This window comes from Novosphingobium sp. CECT 9465 (assembly GCF_920987055.1).
Lineage (GTDB): Bacteria > Pseudomonadota > Alphaproteobacteria > Sphingomonadales > Sphingomonadaceae > Novosphingobium.
Genome location: NZ_CAKLBX010000001.1, coordinates 2,466,055 through 2,479,399, shown reverse-complemented (window position 1 = coordinate 2,479,399; position 13,345 = coordinate 2,466,055). Strand labels below are relative to the sequence as shown.

The 13,345-nt window shown below is 62.6% G+C and carries 18 protein-coding genes; 10 read left to right on the top strand and 8 right to left on the bottom strand.

Annotated features, from left to right (window positions below):
* The first annotated feature begins 174 nt into the window (after window positions 1–174).
* Window positions 175–732, top strand: a complete 558-nt coding sequence (locus LUA85_RS11940) for a porin family protein (RefSeq protein ID WP_231469999.1) — start codon at window positions 175–177, stop codon at window positions 730–732.
* Window positions 733–828: 96 nt separating this feature from the next.
* Here the strand turns inward: LUA85_RS11940 and LUA85_RS11935 are convergent, their stop codons facing one another.
* From LUA85_RS11935 to purB, 5 genes are all read right to left on the bottom strand, one after another.
* Complete coding sequence (locus LUA85_RS11935; protein ID WP_231469997.1) at window positions 829–1,485, bottom strand: phosphoribosylanthranilate isomerase; 657 nt, start codon at window positions 1,483–1,485, stop codon at window positions 829–831.
* A gap of 44 nt (window positions 1,486–1,529) precedes the next feature.
* The gene (locus LUA85_RS11930; protein ID WP_231469995.1) at window positions 1,530–2,285 is read right to left on the bottom strand and encodes an SIMPL domain-containing protein; all 756 of its coding nucleotides are present in this window, start codon (window positions 2,283–2,285) and stop codon (window positions 1,530–1,532) included.
* A 106-nt stretch (window positions 2,286–2,391) separates the two neighbouring features.
* Window positions 2,392–3,066, bottom strand: coding sequence for an orotidine-5'-phosphate decarboxylase (gene pyrF, locus LUA85_RS11925; RefSeq protein WP_231469993.1), 675 nt, complete (start codon window positions 3,064–3,066; stop codon window positions 2,392–2,394).
* Window positions 3,063–3,371, bottom strand: coding sequence for a DUF1049 domain-containing protein (locus LUA85_RS11920; RefSeq protein ID WP_231469991.1), 309 nt, complete (start codon window positions 3,369–3,371; stop codon window positions 3,063–3,065). Before LUA85_RS11920 ends, pyrF begins: the two co-directional genes overlap by 4 nt.
* Window positions 3,372–3,451: 80 nt before the next feature.
* Window positions 3,452–4,768, bottom strand: coding sequence for an adenylosuccinate lyase (gene purB / locus LUA85_RS11915; protein WP_231469989.1), 1,317 nt, complete (start codon window positions 4,766–4,768; stop codon window positions 3,452–3,454).
* A 241-nt stretch (window positions 4,769–5,009) separates the two neighbouring features.
* On the opposite strand from purB, the gene LUA85_RS11910 reads away from it, so the two are divergent.
* A complete protein-coding gene (locus LUA85_RS11910) occupies window positions 5,010–5,135 on the top strand; it encodes an entericidin A/B family lipoprotein (protein ID WP_231469988.1) in 126 nt (41 codons plus the stop codon).
* A gap of 20 nt (window positions 5,136–5,155) precedes the next feature.
* On the opposite strand, the gene radC is transcribed toward LUA85_RS11910, so the two are convergent.
* Window positions 5,156–5,893: a DNA repair protein RadC gene (gene radC, locus LUA85_RS11905; RefSeq protein ID WP_231471858.1), complete on the bottom strand. Its 738-nt coding sequence runs from the start codon at window positions 5,891–5,893 to the stop codon at window positions 5,156–5,158.
* Window positions 5,894–5,979: 86 nt separating this feature from the next.
* Between radC and LUA85_RS11900 the strand changes: the two genes are divergently transcribed.
* The 8 genes from LUA85_RS11900 (at window position 5,980) to LUA85_RS11865 (ending at window position 12,689) form a co-directional block, all read left to right on the top strand.
* Complete coding sequence (locus tag LUA85_RS11900) at window positions 5,980–9,213, top strand: YdbH domain-containing protein (protein WP_231469986.1); 3,234 nt, start codon at window positions 5,980–5,982, stop codon at window positions 9,211–9,213.
* Window positions 9,214–9,260: 47 nt separating this feature from the next.
* A complete protein-coding gene (locus LUA85_RS11895; RefSeq protein WP_231469984.1) occupies window positions 9,261–9,467 on the top strand; it encodes a YnbE family lipoprotein in 207 nt (68 codons plus the stop codon).
* A 59-nt stretch (window positions 9,468–9,526) separates the two neighbouring features.
* Window positions 9,527–9,898, top strand: coding sequence for a YdbL family protein (locus LUA85_RS11890; protein WP_231469982.1), 372 nt, complete (start codon window positions 9,527–9,529; stop codon window positions 9,896–9,898).
* A 206-nt stretch (window positions 9,899–10,104) separates the two neighbouring features.
* Window positions 10,105–10,425 (top strand): AtpZ/AtpI family protein, encoded by a 321-nt coding sequence (locus LUA85_RS11885; protein WP_231469980.1) that lies wholly within the window; start codon window positions 10,105–10,107, stop codon window positions 10,423–10,425.
* Between the two features lie 40 nt (window positions 10,426–10,465).
* A complete protein-coding gene (locus LUA85_RS11880; RefSeq protein WP_231469966.1) occupies window positions 10,466–11,248 on the top strand; it encodes a F0F1 ATP synthase subunit A in 783 nt (260 codons plus the stop codon).
* Between the two features lie 80 nt (window positions 11,249–11,328).
* Window positions 11,329–11,556, top strand: a complete 228-nt coding sequence (locus tag LUA85_RS11875) for a F0F1 ATP synthase subunit C (protein ID WP_011444975.1) — start codon at window positions 11,329–11,331, stop codon at window positions 11,554–11,556.
* A gap of 76 nt (window positions 11,557–11,632) precedes the next feature.
* Complete coding sequence (locus tag LUA85_RS11870; protein ID WP_231469964.1) at window positions 11,633–12,127, top strand: ATPase; 495 nt, start codon at window positions 11,633–11,635, stop codon at window positions 12,125–12,127.
* Window positions 12,120–12,689: a hypothetical protein gene (locus LUA85_RS11865; protein ID WP_231469962.1), complete on the top strand. Its 570-nt coding sequence runs from the start codon at window positions 12,120–12,122 to the stop codon at window positions 12,687–12,689. Before LUA85_RS11870 ends, LUA85_RS11865 begins: the two co-directional genes overlap by 8 nt.
* 81 nt (window positions 12,690–12,770) lie before the next feature.
* On the opposite strand, the gene LUA85_RS11860 is transcribed toward LUA85_RS11865, so the two are convergent.
* Window positions 12,771–13,055 carry a type II toxin-antitoxin system RelE/ParE family toxin gene (locus tag LUA85_RS11860; protein ID WP_231469960.1) on the bottom strand — a complete coding sequence of 95 codons (285 nt, stop codon included), beginning with the start codon at window positions 13,053–13,055 and terminating at the stop codon, window positions 12,771–12,773.
* A complete protein-coding gene (locus tag LUA85_RS11855; RefSeq protein WP_231469958.1) occupies window positions 13,052–13,300 on the bottom strand; it encodes a type II toxin-antitoxin system ParD family antitoxin in 249 nt (82 codons plus the stop codon). Before LUA85_RS11855 ends, LUA85_RS11860 begins: the two co-directional genes overlap by 4 nt.
* Window positions 13,301–13,345: the final 45 nt, after the last annotated feature.

Below are 13,345 nucleotides of genomic sequence, written 5' to 3'. Positions count from 1 at the left end.
AGTAAATTTTCCTGCTCTAAAAATTGTTAGCAAGACAAATGTTGCGAGAAAGTCACATTCGCAACGCATCTGAAAAGCTTTGTGATTTTTGTCATTGCTACCAAATTGGAGCGATACTACCTGCCGCTCCGCTCACTTCGCAAAGAAGGGGCCAAAAAGTCAGGAGTACAATATATGCGTCTGGTTCTTATCTCTCTCGCTGCCTCGCTTGTTGCGGCTACCCCAGCCTTCGCAGCTGGCGATGCCGGCTCTTACGTTGGCGTTGGCGTCACGCACGACAACTTCGCAACTTCGGCGGATGACGAAGGCCTCGGTATCAACGGCGTCGGCGGCACCGTGTTCGCGGGTTACAACTTCCCGCTGTCGACCTCGACTTATGCCGGTTTCGAAGCCAACTTCGACCTGTCGACCGCCAAGGTCGGTGACGATACCGATGCTCTCGAAGCTGATCATGCTTTCGGTGCCTCGGCTCTGCTCGGCTTCCGCCCCAGCGAAGCGACTGCCCTGTATGGCCGTGTCGGCTATCAGCGTGGCCGTGCCACCGCGATCGTCGCTGGCGATGAGTTCTCGGATTCGGCTGACGGCCTGCGTCTTGGTCTTGGCCTTCAGGCAGACCTGACCGAGAAGGTGGGCGTGCGCGTCGAATACAACCACACCCACTACTACGGCGAAGACGGTTCGACCGGCCTGAACAACAACCAGGCTGTCGTTTCGCTCGTTTACGGCTTCTGAAGCCTTTCGCGCGGGGTCGGATGATCCTGCGCAATGAAGCGATTGCGCGGGCGGTCTTCTTCCGAAGTCCGCCCGTTTGCGTTGCTGGCTAGCGGATCACGCGTTTCGGGCGTTGAAACAGAAGGCGTGGATGCGGTCTGCGTCCTTCACGCCGGGTGCACTTTCGACGCCCGAAGATACGTCGACCAGCGTGGCTCCGGTACGGCGCACGGCGTCTGCCACGTTGTCGGGGGAGAGGCCGCCTGCCAGGCCCCACGGCGTTTTGCCGCGATAGGCGGCAAGCAGGTCCCAGTCGAACACCAGCCCCAGCCCGCCGGGAAGATTGGCGCCCTTGGGCGCCTTGGCATCGAACAGGATCAGGTCTGCCGCTGCGGCGTATGCTTGAGCATTGCCCACATCGTCGCGGCTGGCCACCGACAGGGCCTTCCACACCGGCAGCCCAAACTGCGCGCGCAACTGTGCAGCCCGTTGGGGCGTTTCCTTGCCATGAAGCTGGATCACGTCGAGCCGTGCGGCGCTGACGGCTTCGGCAACAGTCGCATCGTTTGCATCGACGAACAGGCCGACGACCTTGCTGCGTCCGGCTGCCCTCTCGCCAAGTACGGCAGCATCGTGCAACGACACATTGCGCGGGCTTTTGGCGAAAAACACCAGTCCGATGTAGTCGGCACGCGCGACGACCGCAGCATCGAGCGCCTGCGGCGTATTGATGCCGCAAATCTTGATGGCTGGCGCGGATCCGGGTGCTGTCATGGGTGGCGCGTTACGGTCAACGCGCCACCCCTGTCAATTTGCGATCAGGATGCCAGTTCGTAAGTGACGTTGATCGTGACGGTCATTTCCAGTTCGCCTGCCGCAACCGGCGAGGATTTGGGCGCTCCGGCCATTTCGGCGCGGGCAAACATCACTTGCGGCTGCGGGGGTGACCAGCCCGCGTTCTCGCTGATCGTCAGGACGCGGACAACGCGCAGCCCTGCGGCCTTGGCATAGAGATCGGCGCGGGCGCGGGCCTTCTTCATCGCCTCGATCCGGGCTTCGTCCATTGCCGCATCGGAATTATCGATCTGGAAGGACGGGCCGTTGACCTGATTGGCACCATTGGCGACCAGGGTGTCGATCACCTTTCCATAGCTGTCGAGCTTGCGCTGGCGGACCGATACCTGATTGGTCGCCTGATAGCCGATGATCACCGGGTCCTGCTGCTCCATCGAACCATCGGGCATGCGCTTGGGCTGGCCATAGACGGGATTGACCGAAAGGTTGCTGGTCTGGATGTCGCGCTCGGCAATACCGGCCTTGCGCAGCGATGCGATCACCGCCGTCATGCGGCCGGCGTTCTCGGTCAGCGCTTCGCCTGCGGTCTTGGCCTGCGTGGTTACGCCTGCACTGAACACGGCAAGATCGGGTGTGCGTGTGGACTTGCCCTCGGCAGCGACGCTGAGCAGAGTGTTGCCCGATGCGACAACCGGCCCTGCGGACATGCCTTGTGCATGAGCGGCGGCAAGCGGCGTGAGGGCTGCCATGGCGGCAGCGAGAAGGAACGTGCGCTTCATCTGGGGGTATCTCCCGTAAGTGTCGTTGCCGGCAGATGTGGGCGGACCGACGTTACAGGGCGATGAACCGTTCAGGCGAGCCTTCGTTCCTGTGCACCGATTGTCGTCAGAGCGTGGCTTCGATCGCGCGCGCGGCGGAGACGGGATCTTCGGCGCGGCTGATCGGGCGGCCAATCACCAGAATGCTGGCACCGGCGTCGCGCGCGGCGCGGGGCGTGACGGCGCGCTTCTGGTCGCCCAGCTTGCCGTCCGCCGGACGCAGACCTGGCACGACGAGATAACCGTCTTTCCAGCGCTTGTGGATGGCGGCGACTTCCTGGCCTGAACAGACGATGCCATCAAGGCCCGCTTCCTGTGCCAGATCGGCAAGGCGGAGTGCCTGATCGTGCGCCGATCCGCCTACACCCATGCCATTCAGGTCGGCATCGTCGAGACTGGTCAGCACGGTCACGGCGATGACTTTGGTATGTTCGCCAGCCGCCGCCTTGGCATCTTCCATCATCGCGCGACCACCCGATGCATGAATCGTGACGATAGCCGGTTCGAGCACATGGATCGATTGCATCGCGCCCGCGACGGTGTTCGGAATGTCATGCAGCTTCAGATCGAGGAAGATCGGCAGGCCGACCTTTGCCAGTTCGTGTACACCATGATGGCCGTGGGCGCAGAAGAATTCGAGGCCCAGCTTCAGCCCGCCGACGTGGCCCTTCACTTTTTGGGCAAGTGCGACGGCTGCGTCGAGGCGGGGAAGGTCGAGGGCCAGGTAGATCGGGTTGCTCACGGTGTCTCGCTTCTGATGGGCTGGCCCTGGGCGGCTTCGAGGTTGGTGGAACTGAGGGACGGCGATGTACGGGTGTTCAACGAGGTTTCAAGCGAGGCAATGCGGCGGGCCAGACGCCAGCGGGTGGCGCGGTAGAGGAACCACATCGGCACGAGTCCGAGGAGGAACGCACCGATGACAAGGGCAGGCAGCTTCGTTTCCAGCAGCAGGCCTTCCCAGATACGGACTTCGACCGGCACCCAGTTGGCCGCGCTGAACGCTGCCAGTGCGGAAATGACCACAACCCAGAAAATCGTACGCAGCATATTCACGCCTCTCGCTTCGTGACCCGCCCGTCCGTCGCAATGCTAGGGCAGGCGGGCGCGCTTGGCGAGTCCCCGCGTTTTCAGGCTTCTCCGAACACCCTCGCGAAAATCGTGTCGATGGCCTTGAAGTGATAGTCGAGGTTGAACTTGTCCTCCAGTTCGGCCGCGCTCATCACTGCGCTTACTTCGGGATCGGCCTTGAGCAGTTCGAGCAGCGAAAGCTGGCCATCGCTTTCCCACACCTTCATCGCGTTACGCTGCACCAGCCTGTACGAAGCGTCGCGTTCCAGCCCCGCCTGCGTCAGCGCGAGCAGGACGCGCTGCGAGTGGACAAGGCCGCCCATCTTGTCGAGGTTCTTCTGCATCCGCTCAGGATAGACCAGCAGCTTGTCGATCACCGAGGTAAGCCGGGCCAGCGCAAAGTCGAGCGTGATCGTGGCATCGGGGCCGATGAAGCGCTCGACCGAGGAGTGCGAGATGTCGCGCTCGTGCCACAGCGCCACGTTTTCCAGCGCGGGGGTGACGGCGGAGCGGACCACGCGGGCAAGGCCGGTGAGGTTCTCGGTCAGCACCGGGTTGCGCTTGTGCGGCATCGCCGACGAGCCTTTCTGGCCGGGCGCGAAATATTCCTCGGCCTCCAGAACTTCGGTGCGCTGGAGGTGGCGGACTTCGGTGGCGAGGCGTTCGATGCTGCTGGCAATCACGCCGAGCGTGGCGAAATACATGGCGTGACGATCGCGCGGAATAACCTGAGTCGAAACCGGCTCGACTTCGAGACCCAGCTTTTCAGCCACGTATTCCTCGACCGAGGGATCGATGTTGGCAAAAGTGCCGACCGCGCCGGAGATGGCGCAAGTCGCCACTTCGGCGCGCGCGGCCACAAGGCGGGCGCGGCAGCGGGTAAATTCGGCATAGGCTTCGGCGAGCTTCTTGCCGAAGGTGGTCGGTTCTGCGTGGATGCCGTGGCTGCGGCCGATCGTGGGCGTGTATTTGTGTTCGAACGCGCGGCGCTTGATTGCAGCAAGCAGCGCGTCGATGTCGGCGATCAGCAGGTCCGATGCGCGGGCAAGCTGGACGCTGAGCGTGGTGTCGAGCACGTCGGAACTGGTCATGCCCTGATGCATGAAGCGCGCTTCGGGGCCGACCTGCTGCGCCACCCAATCAAGGAACGCGATGACGTCGTGCTTGGTGACGGCTTCGATCGCGTCGATCGCGGCGACGTCGATGGTCGGGTTGGTCGCCCACCAGTCCCACAGCGCCTTGGCGCCCGATGGCGGGACAACGCCGAGTTCGCCCAGCTTTTCGGTGGCGTGGGCCTCGATCTCGAACCAGATGCGGTAGCGCGCCTCAGGCTCCCAGATCGCGGTCATGGCAGGGCGGGCGTAGCGGGGGACCATGTTCGACTCCAACTGCAAATCTCGCTCGCGCCGCTAGGGGGCGGATAGTGCAAAGGCAAGGGGCGTTGCGGATTCGTTCAGGAAATGCCGTGTCCGCCTGAACAATTTGCGCTGCTTGCAGTGCCCTGAGTGGGTAGTGTCAGGGGTCGCGCAATGACGAAGGTGGAGGACCGGCGGAGATGGTGGCGACGAAAATCGCGATTTTGGCTAAACTCGCTGCAATTCGCTTTTGGAGACCATCATGATTCGCAAAATTGCCCTGTTCATTGCGTTGGGATCGGCCGTGGCGCTGGCCGGGTGCAACACGGTCAAGGGCATCGGACGGGATATTGAATCGGTGGGTGAGGCCGGAGCGAAGGCGATCTGAACCGAGCGCCGGGTTCGATTTCAGATCAGCCCCTTGGTCTTCAGCGAGACATGACCTTCACGCCCGATCACGATGTGATCGTGTACGACGACGCCCATAAGGCGTCCGGCTTCGGCGATCCGGTTGGTGATCTGGATATCGGCGCGGCTGGGTTGGGGCGAGCCGGACGGATGATTGTGCACGAGGATCATCGATGCCGCGCCGATTTCGAGCGCCTTCTTGATCACTTCGCGGGCATAGATCGGGCTTTCATCCAATGTCCCTTCGCTGACCAGATGATCGAGGATCAGCATGTTCTGGGTATTGAGATAGAGCACCCGCACACGTTCGACATTCAGATGCGCCATGTCGATATGCAGGTAATCGAGCAGCGCCTGCCAGTTTGACAGCACCGGCTGTTCGCGCACCGTGTTGCGGGCAAGGCGGCGCGCGGCAAGCGCAACTATACGCAATGCAGCGGCGCTGGTTTCGCCCATGTTGGGGTGGAGCGCGAGCGCCTGCGGGTCTGCCGTGAGCACGGCGGCGAGGCTGCCGAAGCGCTGGATCAAGGACCGCGCGATTGGTTTGGTGTCGATCCGGGGTCGTGCGACCATCAGCAGGTATTCGATGACTTCGTGATCGGCCAGCGCATCTTCGCCGCCGGTCATCAATCTCTTGCGCAGACGGGCGCGGTGGCCGCTGTTGTCGCCACCGTCGAAGCCACCTTTTCCGGGCGGCGCGAACCCTTGTTCAGGAAAGAGTCGGGTCTGGTCGGCCATGAGCGTTTTGGCGGGCACCACTTTTCCTGTTGCGCGTTCAACGCCGTGCATTGCCGAAGCGGGGGTAGTGCGCAAGAAGGGGGCAGATGGCAGATAGTTTCGAAATGGCGGAACCTGACGGTGCGCCCGCGCCAGAACGTGCGACCCGCCGCAGTCGCTGGCGCAGAATCGGTGTGCCCGCGCTCGCCGTCGCGCTGGTGGCAGGGGCTGGGGTGTGGCTATCGCGCGAACAACTGGCGGACCGGGTCATTGCCGGGCAGATTGCTGTCTATGGCTTGCCGGTCACATACGAAATCGAGACAATCGGCCCCCGCACCCAAATCCTGCGCAATGTGGTGGTGGGCGATCCCAAGCGCCCCGACCTGACCGTGGACCGTGTACTGGTGGCGGTCGAGTATCGCCTCGGCACTCCCACCATCGGCTTCGTCAGGCTTGTTCGGCCAAGGGTTTACGGGCAATACCTGGATGGAAAGTTGAGCTTTGGCTCGCTCGACAAGATGCTGTTCGCGCCCGACCCGGACAATAAGCCGTTTGCGCTTCCCAAGCTGGACATCACGGTAGAGGACGGGCGCGGACTGATGCTGACCGAGTTCGGCAAAGTGGGTTTTCGGCTGGACGGCAGCGGCGGATTGCAGGACGGCTTTGCGGGCACTCTGGCGGCGGTCGCGCCGCGCTTGTCCGGCGGTGGCTGCGCAAGTGACGGCGCCACACTTTTCGGAAAGATCGGGATCGCCAAGGAGCGCCCATCGTTTGCCGGGCCATTGCGCCTGGCTGGGCTGAGTTGCGAAGGCGGACTGCGGACCGGCGCAACCACGGTGAATATCGATGCGCTGGCGGACAAGGGGCTGGCCGGTTTTGCCGGGAACGCAGCGCTGCGCGGAAAGGCTCTGGTCGCACCCGGGCTGGCGGCAGAGTCGCTGGCGCTCGACACGCGTCTCGGCTGGCGCGAGGGAGTGCTCAGCGGGCGGGTAGAAGCCAATGCGGGCAGCGTCAGTAGCGGCGGTGTCAAGATCGGGTTGCTGGGCGTGGAAGGGCTGGTTCGCGCGCGCGATGGGTTCGACAAGGCGGAGTTTCGCGGCACGGTGCAAGGCGAAGGGCTGCGTCAGGGCACAGCGCTCGATACCGCGCTGGCAGATGCCCAGAAAGGTTCGGAAGGGACGCTGCTGGTGCCCATGCTGGCGCAGATGCGGGCCAGCCTGAAGCGGGAGGAGCGCGGAAGCCGCATGACGGGTGAGCTTTCGCTGCGCCGGAGTGGCAACGAAGGCCTGACGCTGGTGGTGCCGCAGGCGCGGCTGGTCGGCGGTAGCGGGCAGGATCTGTTGTCGCTGTCGCGTTTTCAGATGGCAACCGATGGCGGAGATGGACCGCCGCGCCTCGCCGGGAATTTCATGACCGGTGGCGCGGGCCTGCCGCGCGTGACTGGACGGATGGAGCGCGGCCGCGCTGGACAGGCGTTGTTCCGGCTGACCATGGCGCCTTGGCGCGCGGGCGGTGGATCACTGGCGATTCCCGAAATGATGATTGTGCAGGTCGGCGACGGCTCGTTCGGGTTTGCCGGGACCACCCAAGTTTCCGGTGCGATTCCAGGTGGTTCGGTGCAAAACCTGCTGCTGCCCGTGAACGGGGCCTATGGCGCGAGCGGCGAACTCTCGTTGTGGAAGCGTTGCGTCAGCGCGCGGTTCGATCGGCTGGTGCTGGGGGCGATGGCGGTTGATGGCAATACGCTGAACTTGTGCCCGCCGGGCGGCAGCGCCATCGTGCGCAATGGCACGGCAGGCTTGCGCGTGGCCGCGGGAACGCCGGGGCTGGACCTGTTCGGCCGACTGGGTGAGACGCCGCTGGTGGTGAAGACCGGCGCTGTCGGGTTCGCGTGGCCGGGCGTACTCAATGCAAAGGCCGTTGACGTTACGCTGGGGCCGCCCGAAACGGCAACGAAGCTGCGGCTGGCCGATCTCGATGCGCAGCTTGGTGCCGATTTCACCGGGCGGTTTTCCGGGGTCGAGGCGCAACTTGCCGCCGTTCCTCTCGATATAGCAGGCGCCGCGGGCCAATGGCGCTTTGCCGACGGTGCGCTGGTGCTTTCCGACGTGGGGTTCACGGTGACGGACCGGCTGCAACCGCAACGCTTCGAATTGCTGCGGGGCGAAGGGGCCGCGCTGTCTCTGGCTGACAATCGCATTGTCGCCAATGCCTTGTTGCGCGAAGCCAAGACATCGCGGGAGGTTTTGCGCACCGCGATCCGCCACGATCTTTCGAGCGGCAATGGACATGCCGACCTGTTTGTCGATGCGCTGACCTTCGACAAGGGCTTCAGTGCCGACGAGTTGACTTATCTGGCCAAGGGCGTGGTCGCCAATGTCGAAGGCACCGTGCGCGGATCCGGCGTGATCGACTGGAACCCGCGCGGGGTGACCAGCAGCGGGCGTTTCGGCACGGAGGCTATGGACCTTGCTGCTGCCTTCGGCCCGGTGAAAGGCTTGTCCGGCACGATCGAATTTACCGATCTGCTCGGCATGGTCAGCGCGCCTCATCAGAAGCTGAAAGTCGCATCGATCAATCCGGGCATCGAGGTGACCGACGGCGTCGTCGATGTAACGCTCCTGCCCGAACAGGTGCTGCGCCTGCACGAGGCGAACTGGCCGTTCCTTGGCGGTACGCTCAAGCTTGAGCCGACCGACCTGCGGCTGGGGCTGGCCGAGGCGCGGCGCTATACCCTGACGGTTGCGGGGATCGACGCCGCAAAGTTCCTGGAAAAGATGGAACTGGGTAACCTGGCGGCCACCGGTATATTCGATGGGCAGTTTCCGCTGGTGTTCGACGCAAATGGCGGAAGGCTTGAAGAAGGTACTCTGGTGTCGCGCGCGCCGGGAGGCAATGTCTCCTACGTCGGTGCGCTGACCTACGAAAACATGGGCACGATGGCGAACTTCGCGTTCGATGCGCTGAAATCGATCGATTACAGAACTATGACCATCGCGATGCGTGGCGATCTGGAAGGCGAGATCGTGACCAATGTGAAGTTCGGCGGGGTCAAGCAGGGCGCCGGCACCAAGAGCAACTTCCTCACCAGGCAGGTGGCCAACCTGCCCATCCAGTTCAACATCAACATCCGCGCGCCGTTCTACCAACTGATTACCTCGATGAAGGCCATGTACGACCCGGCCTCGATCAAGGACCCACGTACGCTCGGACTGGTCGATGCCCAAGGGCGGCCGGTCCAGCGGTTGACCAATGGAGTGCGGTCCGGTGGAGCGCCGGTGATCGTCCTGCCCGGCGCACAACGGAACATTCAGCCTGCAGAAAGCGGAAACCTGCCATGAGACCAGTGCAATTGACCCGATCCGCGAACCCTGCGACGATCTTTCGCATGAGGGAAGAAGGATCACTATTGTGGCGGCGCGGCCTGCTGGCGCTGCCGTTGATCGCCAGCCTGGCAACGGGGGGATGCATTTCGGTGAATGCGCCGGACAAGCCCATCGTCATCGAGCTGAACATCAACATCAAGCAGGAAGTCGTGTATCGGCTCGCGGCGGACGCGGGCAACACGATTGACGAGAATCCGGGCATCTTCTGATGGCCTGTGAGATCATTGGGATGACGCAGATGGCGAAGATTTCTGTTCGCAAGTGCTTGATGACGATCGCCGCTACCGGACTGGTCGCCGGGACTTTGGCCCCGCTCGCGGCCTATGCGCAGGCGCGCGACCCGGCTTATGCTGCGGCGCGCGCCGCAGGGCAGGTGGGTGAGAAGATGGACGGCTACCTCGGCTATGTAACGCCGCCTGCCCCGGCATTGCGCGCGGTGGTCGAGGATATCAACATCAAGCGCAAGGCGGTCTATGCCACCAAGGCGCAAGCCAACAAGGCGACCGTGGAGGAATACGCGCTGACATCGGGTTGCCTGCTGATCAGCCAGACCCGGCCGGGAGAGAAGTACCAGGCGCCCGACGGTTCGTGGCAGACCCGCGGCGATGGTCCGCCCCTGCGCGATTCGCGTTGCCCCTGACACTTGCGATGCATACGAATCGCCGACGCAATTCCGCCCTTTTCCACACCTGTGGGGAAGGGCGTTTGCTTTTGCGGCGAAAGCGACGATGCAGGGCCGCGCTAGCGGTTGACTCTAATTTACCCCCCGCCTAAGGGGGCGGCGCCCTCGGCGGTGAACCGTCGTTTATGCTGCACTTTCGGTCGGGCAACTGACAGGAGACAGGCATGAATGATGAACCGTCCGGGATCGAACCTATCGGTGAGGATGCGCGGATCGACGCGCTCGACAAGCGGCTGAAAGCCCTTCGAGAGCTTGAAGATGAACGCAACCGGCCAAAGGCAGGCGGGGAAGTCGATGCGAATTATCGCTTGGGCAACCGTGTGCTGGCGGAACTGATCGGGGGTCTTGCAGGCGGCGCGTTCATCGGCTGGGTCATTGACCAGTTCGCCGGGACAAGCCCCTGGGGGTTGTTGGTGATGTTGTTCATGGGGGTCGTCGTGGCGTTCCGTAACATCATCCGAATTTCGAGCCGGCGCCCCGAATAGGGGCGCTGTTGTTGTATTCGAGTGATACGGGGTTTTGCGCGTGGCCGAAGGCAAGGTCGATCCGGTTCACCAGTTCACGATCGAGTCCCTGTTCGGGACCGATCAATGGGCAATCGGTGGTTACAACATCGCGTTCACCAATTCCGCGCTGTGGATGGCGATCACCACCGTGGTGCTGATCGTGTTCGTGGCGGGCGGTGCCAAGCGCGAACTGGTTCCCGGTCGCTGGCAGATGGCGGTCGAGGGGCTGACAGGCTTCGTCGACAATCTGCTTCAGGCAAATATCGGCAAGGCCGGGCGCAAGTACCTGCCTTACGTATTCTCGCTGTTCGCGTTCATCCTGTTTGCCAACATGCTTGGCCTGATGCCGCTGGCACTCGTTGGCCTGCACCCGTTCACGGCAACCAGCCACTTCACCGTCACTGGCGTACTCGCGATCATGAGCTTTGCCATCGTGCTCGGCGTCGGCTTTGCCAAGCATGGCCTGCACTTCTTTTCGCTGTTCGTGCCGCACGGTACGCCCGTTGCGATGATCCCGATCATTTTCCCGATCGAGCTGATCTCGTTCATGGTGCGTCCGTTCAGCCTTGGCCTGCGACTGTTCGTCGCGATGATGGCCGGCCACGTGCTGCTTGAAGTGCTATCGGGCTTCGTCATCTCCGGCACCAATGCCGGGGTGGGCATCTTCTTCCTCGCTGCATTGCCGAGCTTCCTGCTGATGATCGGCATCTGCGCGCTGGAACTTCTGGTGGCAGGCATTCAGGCATATGTCTTTGCCCTGCTCACCTGCGTCTATCTGAACGACGCCGAGAATCTTCACTGATACCTGCAACCCACCGATATTTGGCCACCACTATCTGGAACGCCTGTTCCATTCGGATTTGAGAAAAGGGAGTTTTTGACATGGACGCAGAAAGCGCAAAGCTGCTCGGAGCCGGTCTCGCCGCTGTTGGCGCCGGTCTTGCCTCGCTCGGCGTGGGCAACGTGTTTGCCAAGTTCCTCGAAGGCGCGCTGCGCAATCCGGGCGCTGCTGATGGCCAGCAGGGTCGTCTGTTCATCGGCTTTGCTGCTGCTGAACTTCTCGGCCTGCTGTCGTTCGTCGTCGCGATGATCCTGATCTTCGTTGCCTGATCAGGCGACGAACGTCACAGATTGTTGAAATGCTGGCCGGGGTTCGCCCCGGCCGCCTGACGCCCGGACACCCGCGATGCCTCAGATTGAACAGCTTGCCACCACCTATTCCAGCCAGGTCTTCTGGCTGCTGGTGTTCTTCGGCATCATCTTCTTCGTGATCGGCCGGGGCATGGTGCCCAAGGTCATGGCCACGATGGATGGCCGCGACAAGCAGATCGCCGACGACCTTGCCGCTGCGGAAGCCGCGCGGGCCGCCGCCGATGCCGAAGAGGAATCCTGGCGCGTCCAGGCGAACAAGCAGCGGACAGCGGCGCAAGCCCTGATCGTTGCCGCCAAGGCGGATGCCGCCAGGGCAACCGAAGCAACGCTTGCCGTTGCATCGGCCCGTATCGAAGAATCCGTCGCCGCCGCCGAGGCCCGCATTGCCGCTGCCCGCGCTGCTGCGCTGGGTGAAGTGGAAGGCGTTGCCGCCGAAGCCGCGCAGGACATCGCAAGCCGCCTCGCCGGTCTTACGATCCCCGCCGACGAGGCGCAGTCCGCCGTGAAGGGAGTTCTCGCTCATGGCTAACCACGCTGAGACCACCGCGCCGGAAACCACTGCTGTCGTCGAACACGCACCCGCTGGCGGTGAACATCACGTCGAACCTTCCGCTCTGGGCATGGGTCCGGGAGCTTGGGTGGCACTGTCGATGCTGATCTTCCTCGGCATTCTTGCCTACAAGAAAGTCCCCGCCGCTATCGTCGGGGGTCTCGACAAACAGATCAATGCGATCCGCAAGCAGCTTGATGAAGCCAAGGTGCTCCGCGCCGAAGCCGAAAAGCTGCGCGCCGAATATGCCGCGAAGATCGCCAACGCCGAAAAGGACGCGGCGTCGATGGTCGAACACGCGAAGACAGAAGCCGCCGCGATCATCGCCAAGGCCGAAGCTGACGCAACCGCAATGATCGGTCGCCGCGAAAAGATGGCCGCCGACAAGATCGGCGCAGCCGAACGTGCCGCGGTTGACGAACTCCGCGCCAAGGCTGCCGAAGCGGCAACTGCCGCTGCCCGCAACCTGATCGCAAAGAACCACTCCGCCGGTGCCGACAAGGCGCTGGTCGATGGCGCGATTGCGGGTTTGGTGAACTGATCCGCTAATCGCGCATCAGGTCTGAAAGAACACAAGACCCCTTCCGGTGAAAGCCGGGAGGGGTCTTGTGTTTGGGCGGTGTCAGAGGTGCCGTTCGACGTCTTGTTTGCCGTGCAGGATGCGGATGATGTCGATCCGGTCTGACGACATGCGGTAGTAGATCATGTGTGCCCCGCTGCGGATTTTGAATAAATCAGATCGCAGCGTACGCCGTCCACCGCCAGTGCTGCTGGCTAGGCCATTGGAAACCTCTCGCAGTTCAACCACGTACCTGTCGGCTTGGGCCGTACCCCAATTGGCGGCGGAATAGCGCCAAATCCCCACCAGGTCCTCGTCGGCCGCTGGTGAGAATCTGACCATTCTCATCGAGCGTTATACTCCCGATTCATGCGCTGTAGAAACTCATCAAAATCAAATGGCTGCGGCTCCCCCGATTCCTCGCCCTCAATCAGAGCCTGCTCCAGCGCCCGCACTTTCGCCTCGTAGTCCTCAAGCAGCCGAAGACCCGCACGTACTACATCGCTGGCCGAGCCGTAGCGTCCGGTTTTGACTTGCGTTGAAATGAAATCGGTAAAGTGTTCACCAATGGTAACGGAGGTGTTGCGCGGCACAGACTACCCTTTCAAAAAGGCGAGTACCAAAAAGTAATACAATCT

Coding starts and splice junctions, on each gene's coding strand:
- LUA85_RS11940 (WP_231469999.1), top strand. CDS start 175: ATGCGTCTGGTTCTTATCTCTCTCGCTGCCTCGCTTGTTGCGGCTACC.
- LUA85_RS11935 (WP_231469997.1), bottom strand. CDS start 1,485: ATGACAGCACCCGGATCCGCGCCAGCCATCAAGATTTGCGGCATCAAT.
- LUA85_RS11930 (WP_231469995.1), bottom strand. CDS start 2,285: ATGAAGCGCACGTTCCTTCTCGCTGCCGCCATGGCAGCCCTCACGCCG.
- LUA85_RS11920 (WP_231469991.1), bottom strand. CDS start 3,371: ATGCTGCGTACGATTTTCTGGGTTGTGGTCATTTCCGCACTGGCAGCG.
- purB (WP_231469989.1), bottom strand. CDS start 4,768: ATGGTCCCCCGCTACGCCCGCCCTGCCATGACCGCGATCTGGGAGCCT.
- LUA85_RS11910 (WP_231469988.1), top strand. CDS start 5,010: ATGATTCGCAAAATTGCCCTGTTCATTGCGTTGGGATCGGCCGTGGCG.
- radC (WP_231471858.1), bottom strand. CDS start 5,893: ATGGCCGACCAGACCCGACTCTTTCCTGAACAAGGGTTCGCGCCGCCC.
- LUA85_RS11900 (WP_231469986.1), top strand. CDS start 5,980: ATGGCAGATAGTTTCGAAATGGCGGAACCTGACGGTGCGCCCGCGCCA.
- LUA85_RS11895 (WP_231469984.1), top strand. CDS start 9,261: ATGAGGGAAGAAGGATCACTATTGTGGCGGCGCGGCCTGCTGGCGCTG.
- LUA85_RS11890 (WP_231469982.1), top strand. CDS start 9,527: ATGACGATCGCCGCTACCGGACTGGTCGCCGGGACTTTGGCCCCGCTC.
- LUA85_RS11885 (WP_231469980.1), top strand. CDS start 10,105: ATGAATGATGAACCGTCCGGGATCGAACCTATCGGTGAGGATGCGCGG.
- LUA85_RS11875 (WP_011444975.1), top strand. CDS start 11,329: ATGGACGCAGAAAGCGCAAAGCTGCTCGGAGCCGGTCTCGCCGCTGTT.
- LUA85_RS11870 (WP_231469964.1), top strand. CDS start 11,633: ATGCCTCAGATTGAACAGCTTGCCACCACCTATTCCAGCCAGGTCTTC.
- LUA85_RS11865 (WP_231469962.1), top strand. CDS start 12,120: ATGGCTAACCACGCTGAGACCACCGCGCCGGAAACCACTGCTGTCGTC.
- LUA85_RS11860 (WP_231469960.1), bottom strand. CDS start 13,055: ATGAGAATGGTCAGATTCTCACCAGCGGCCGACGAGGACCTGGTGGGG.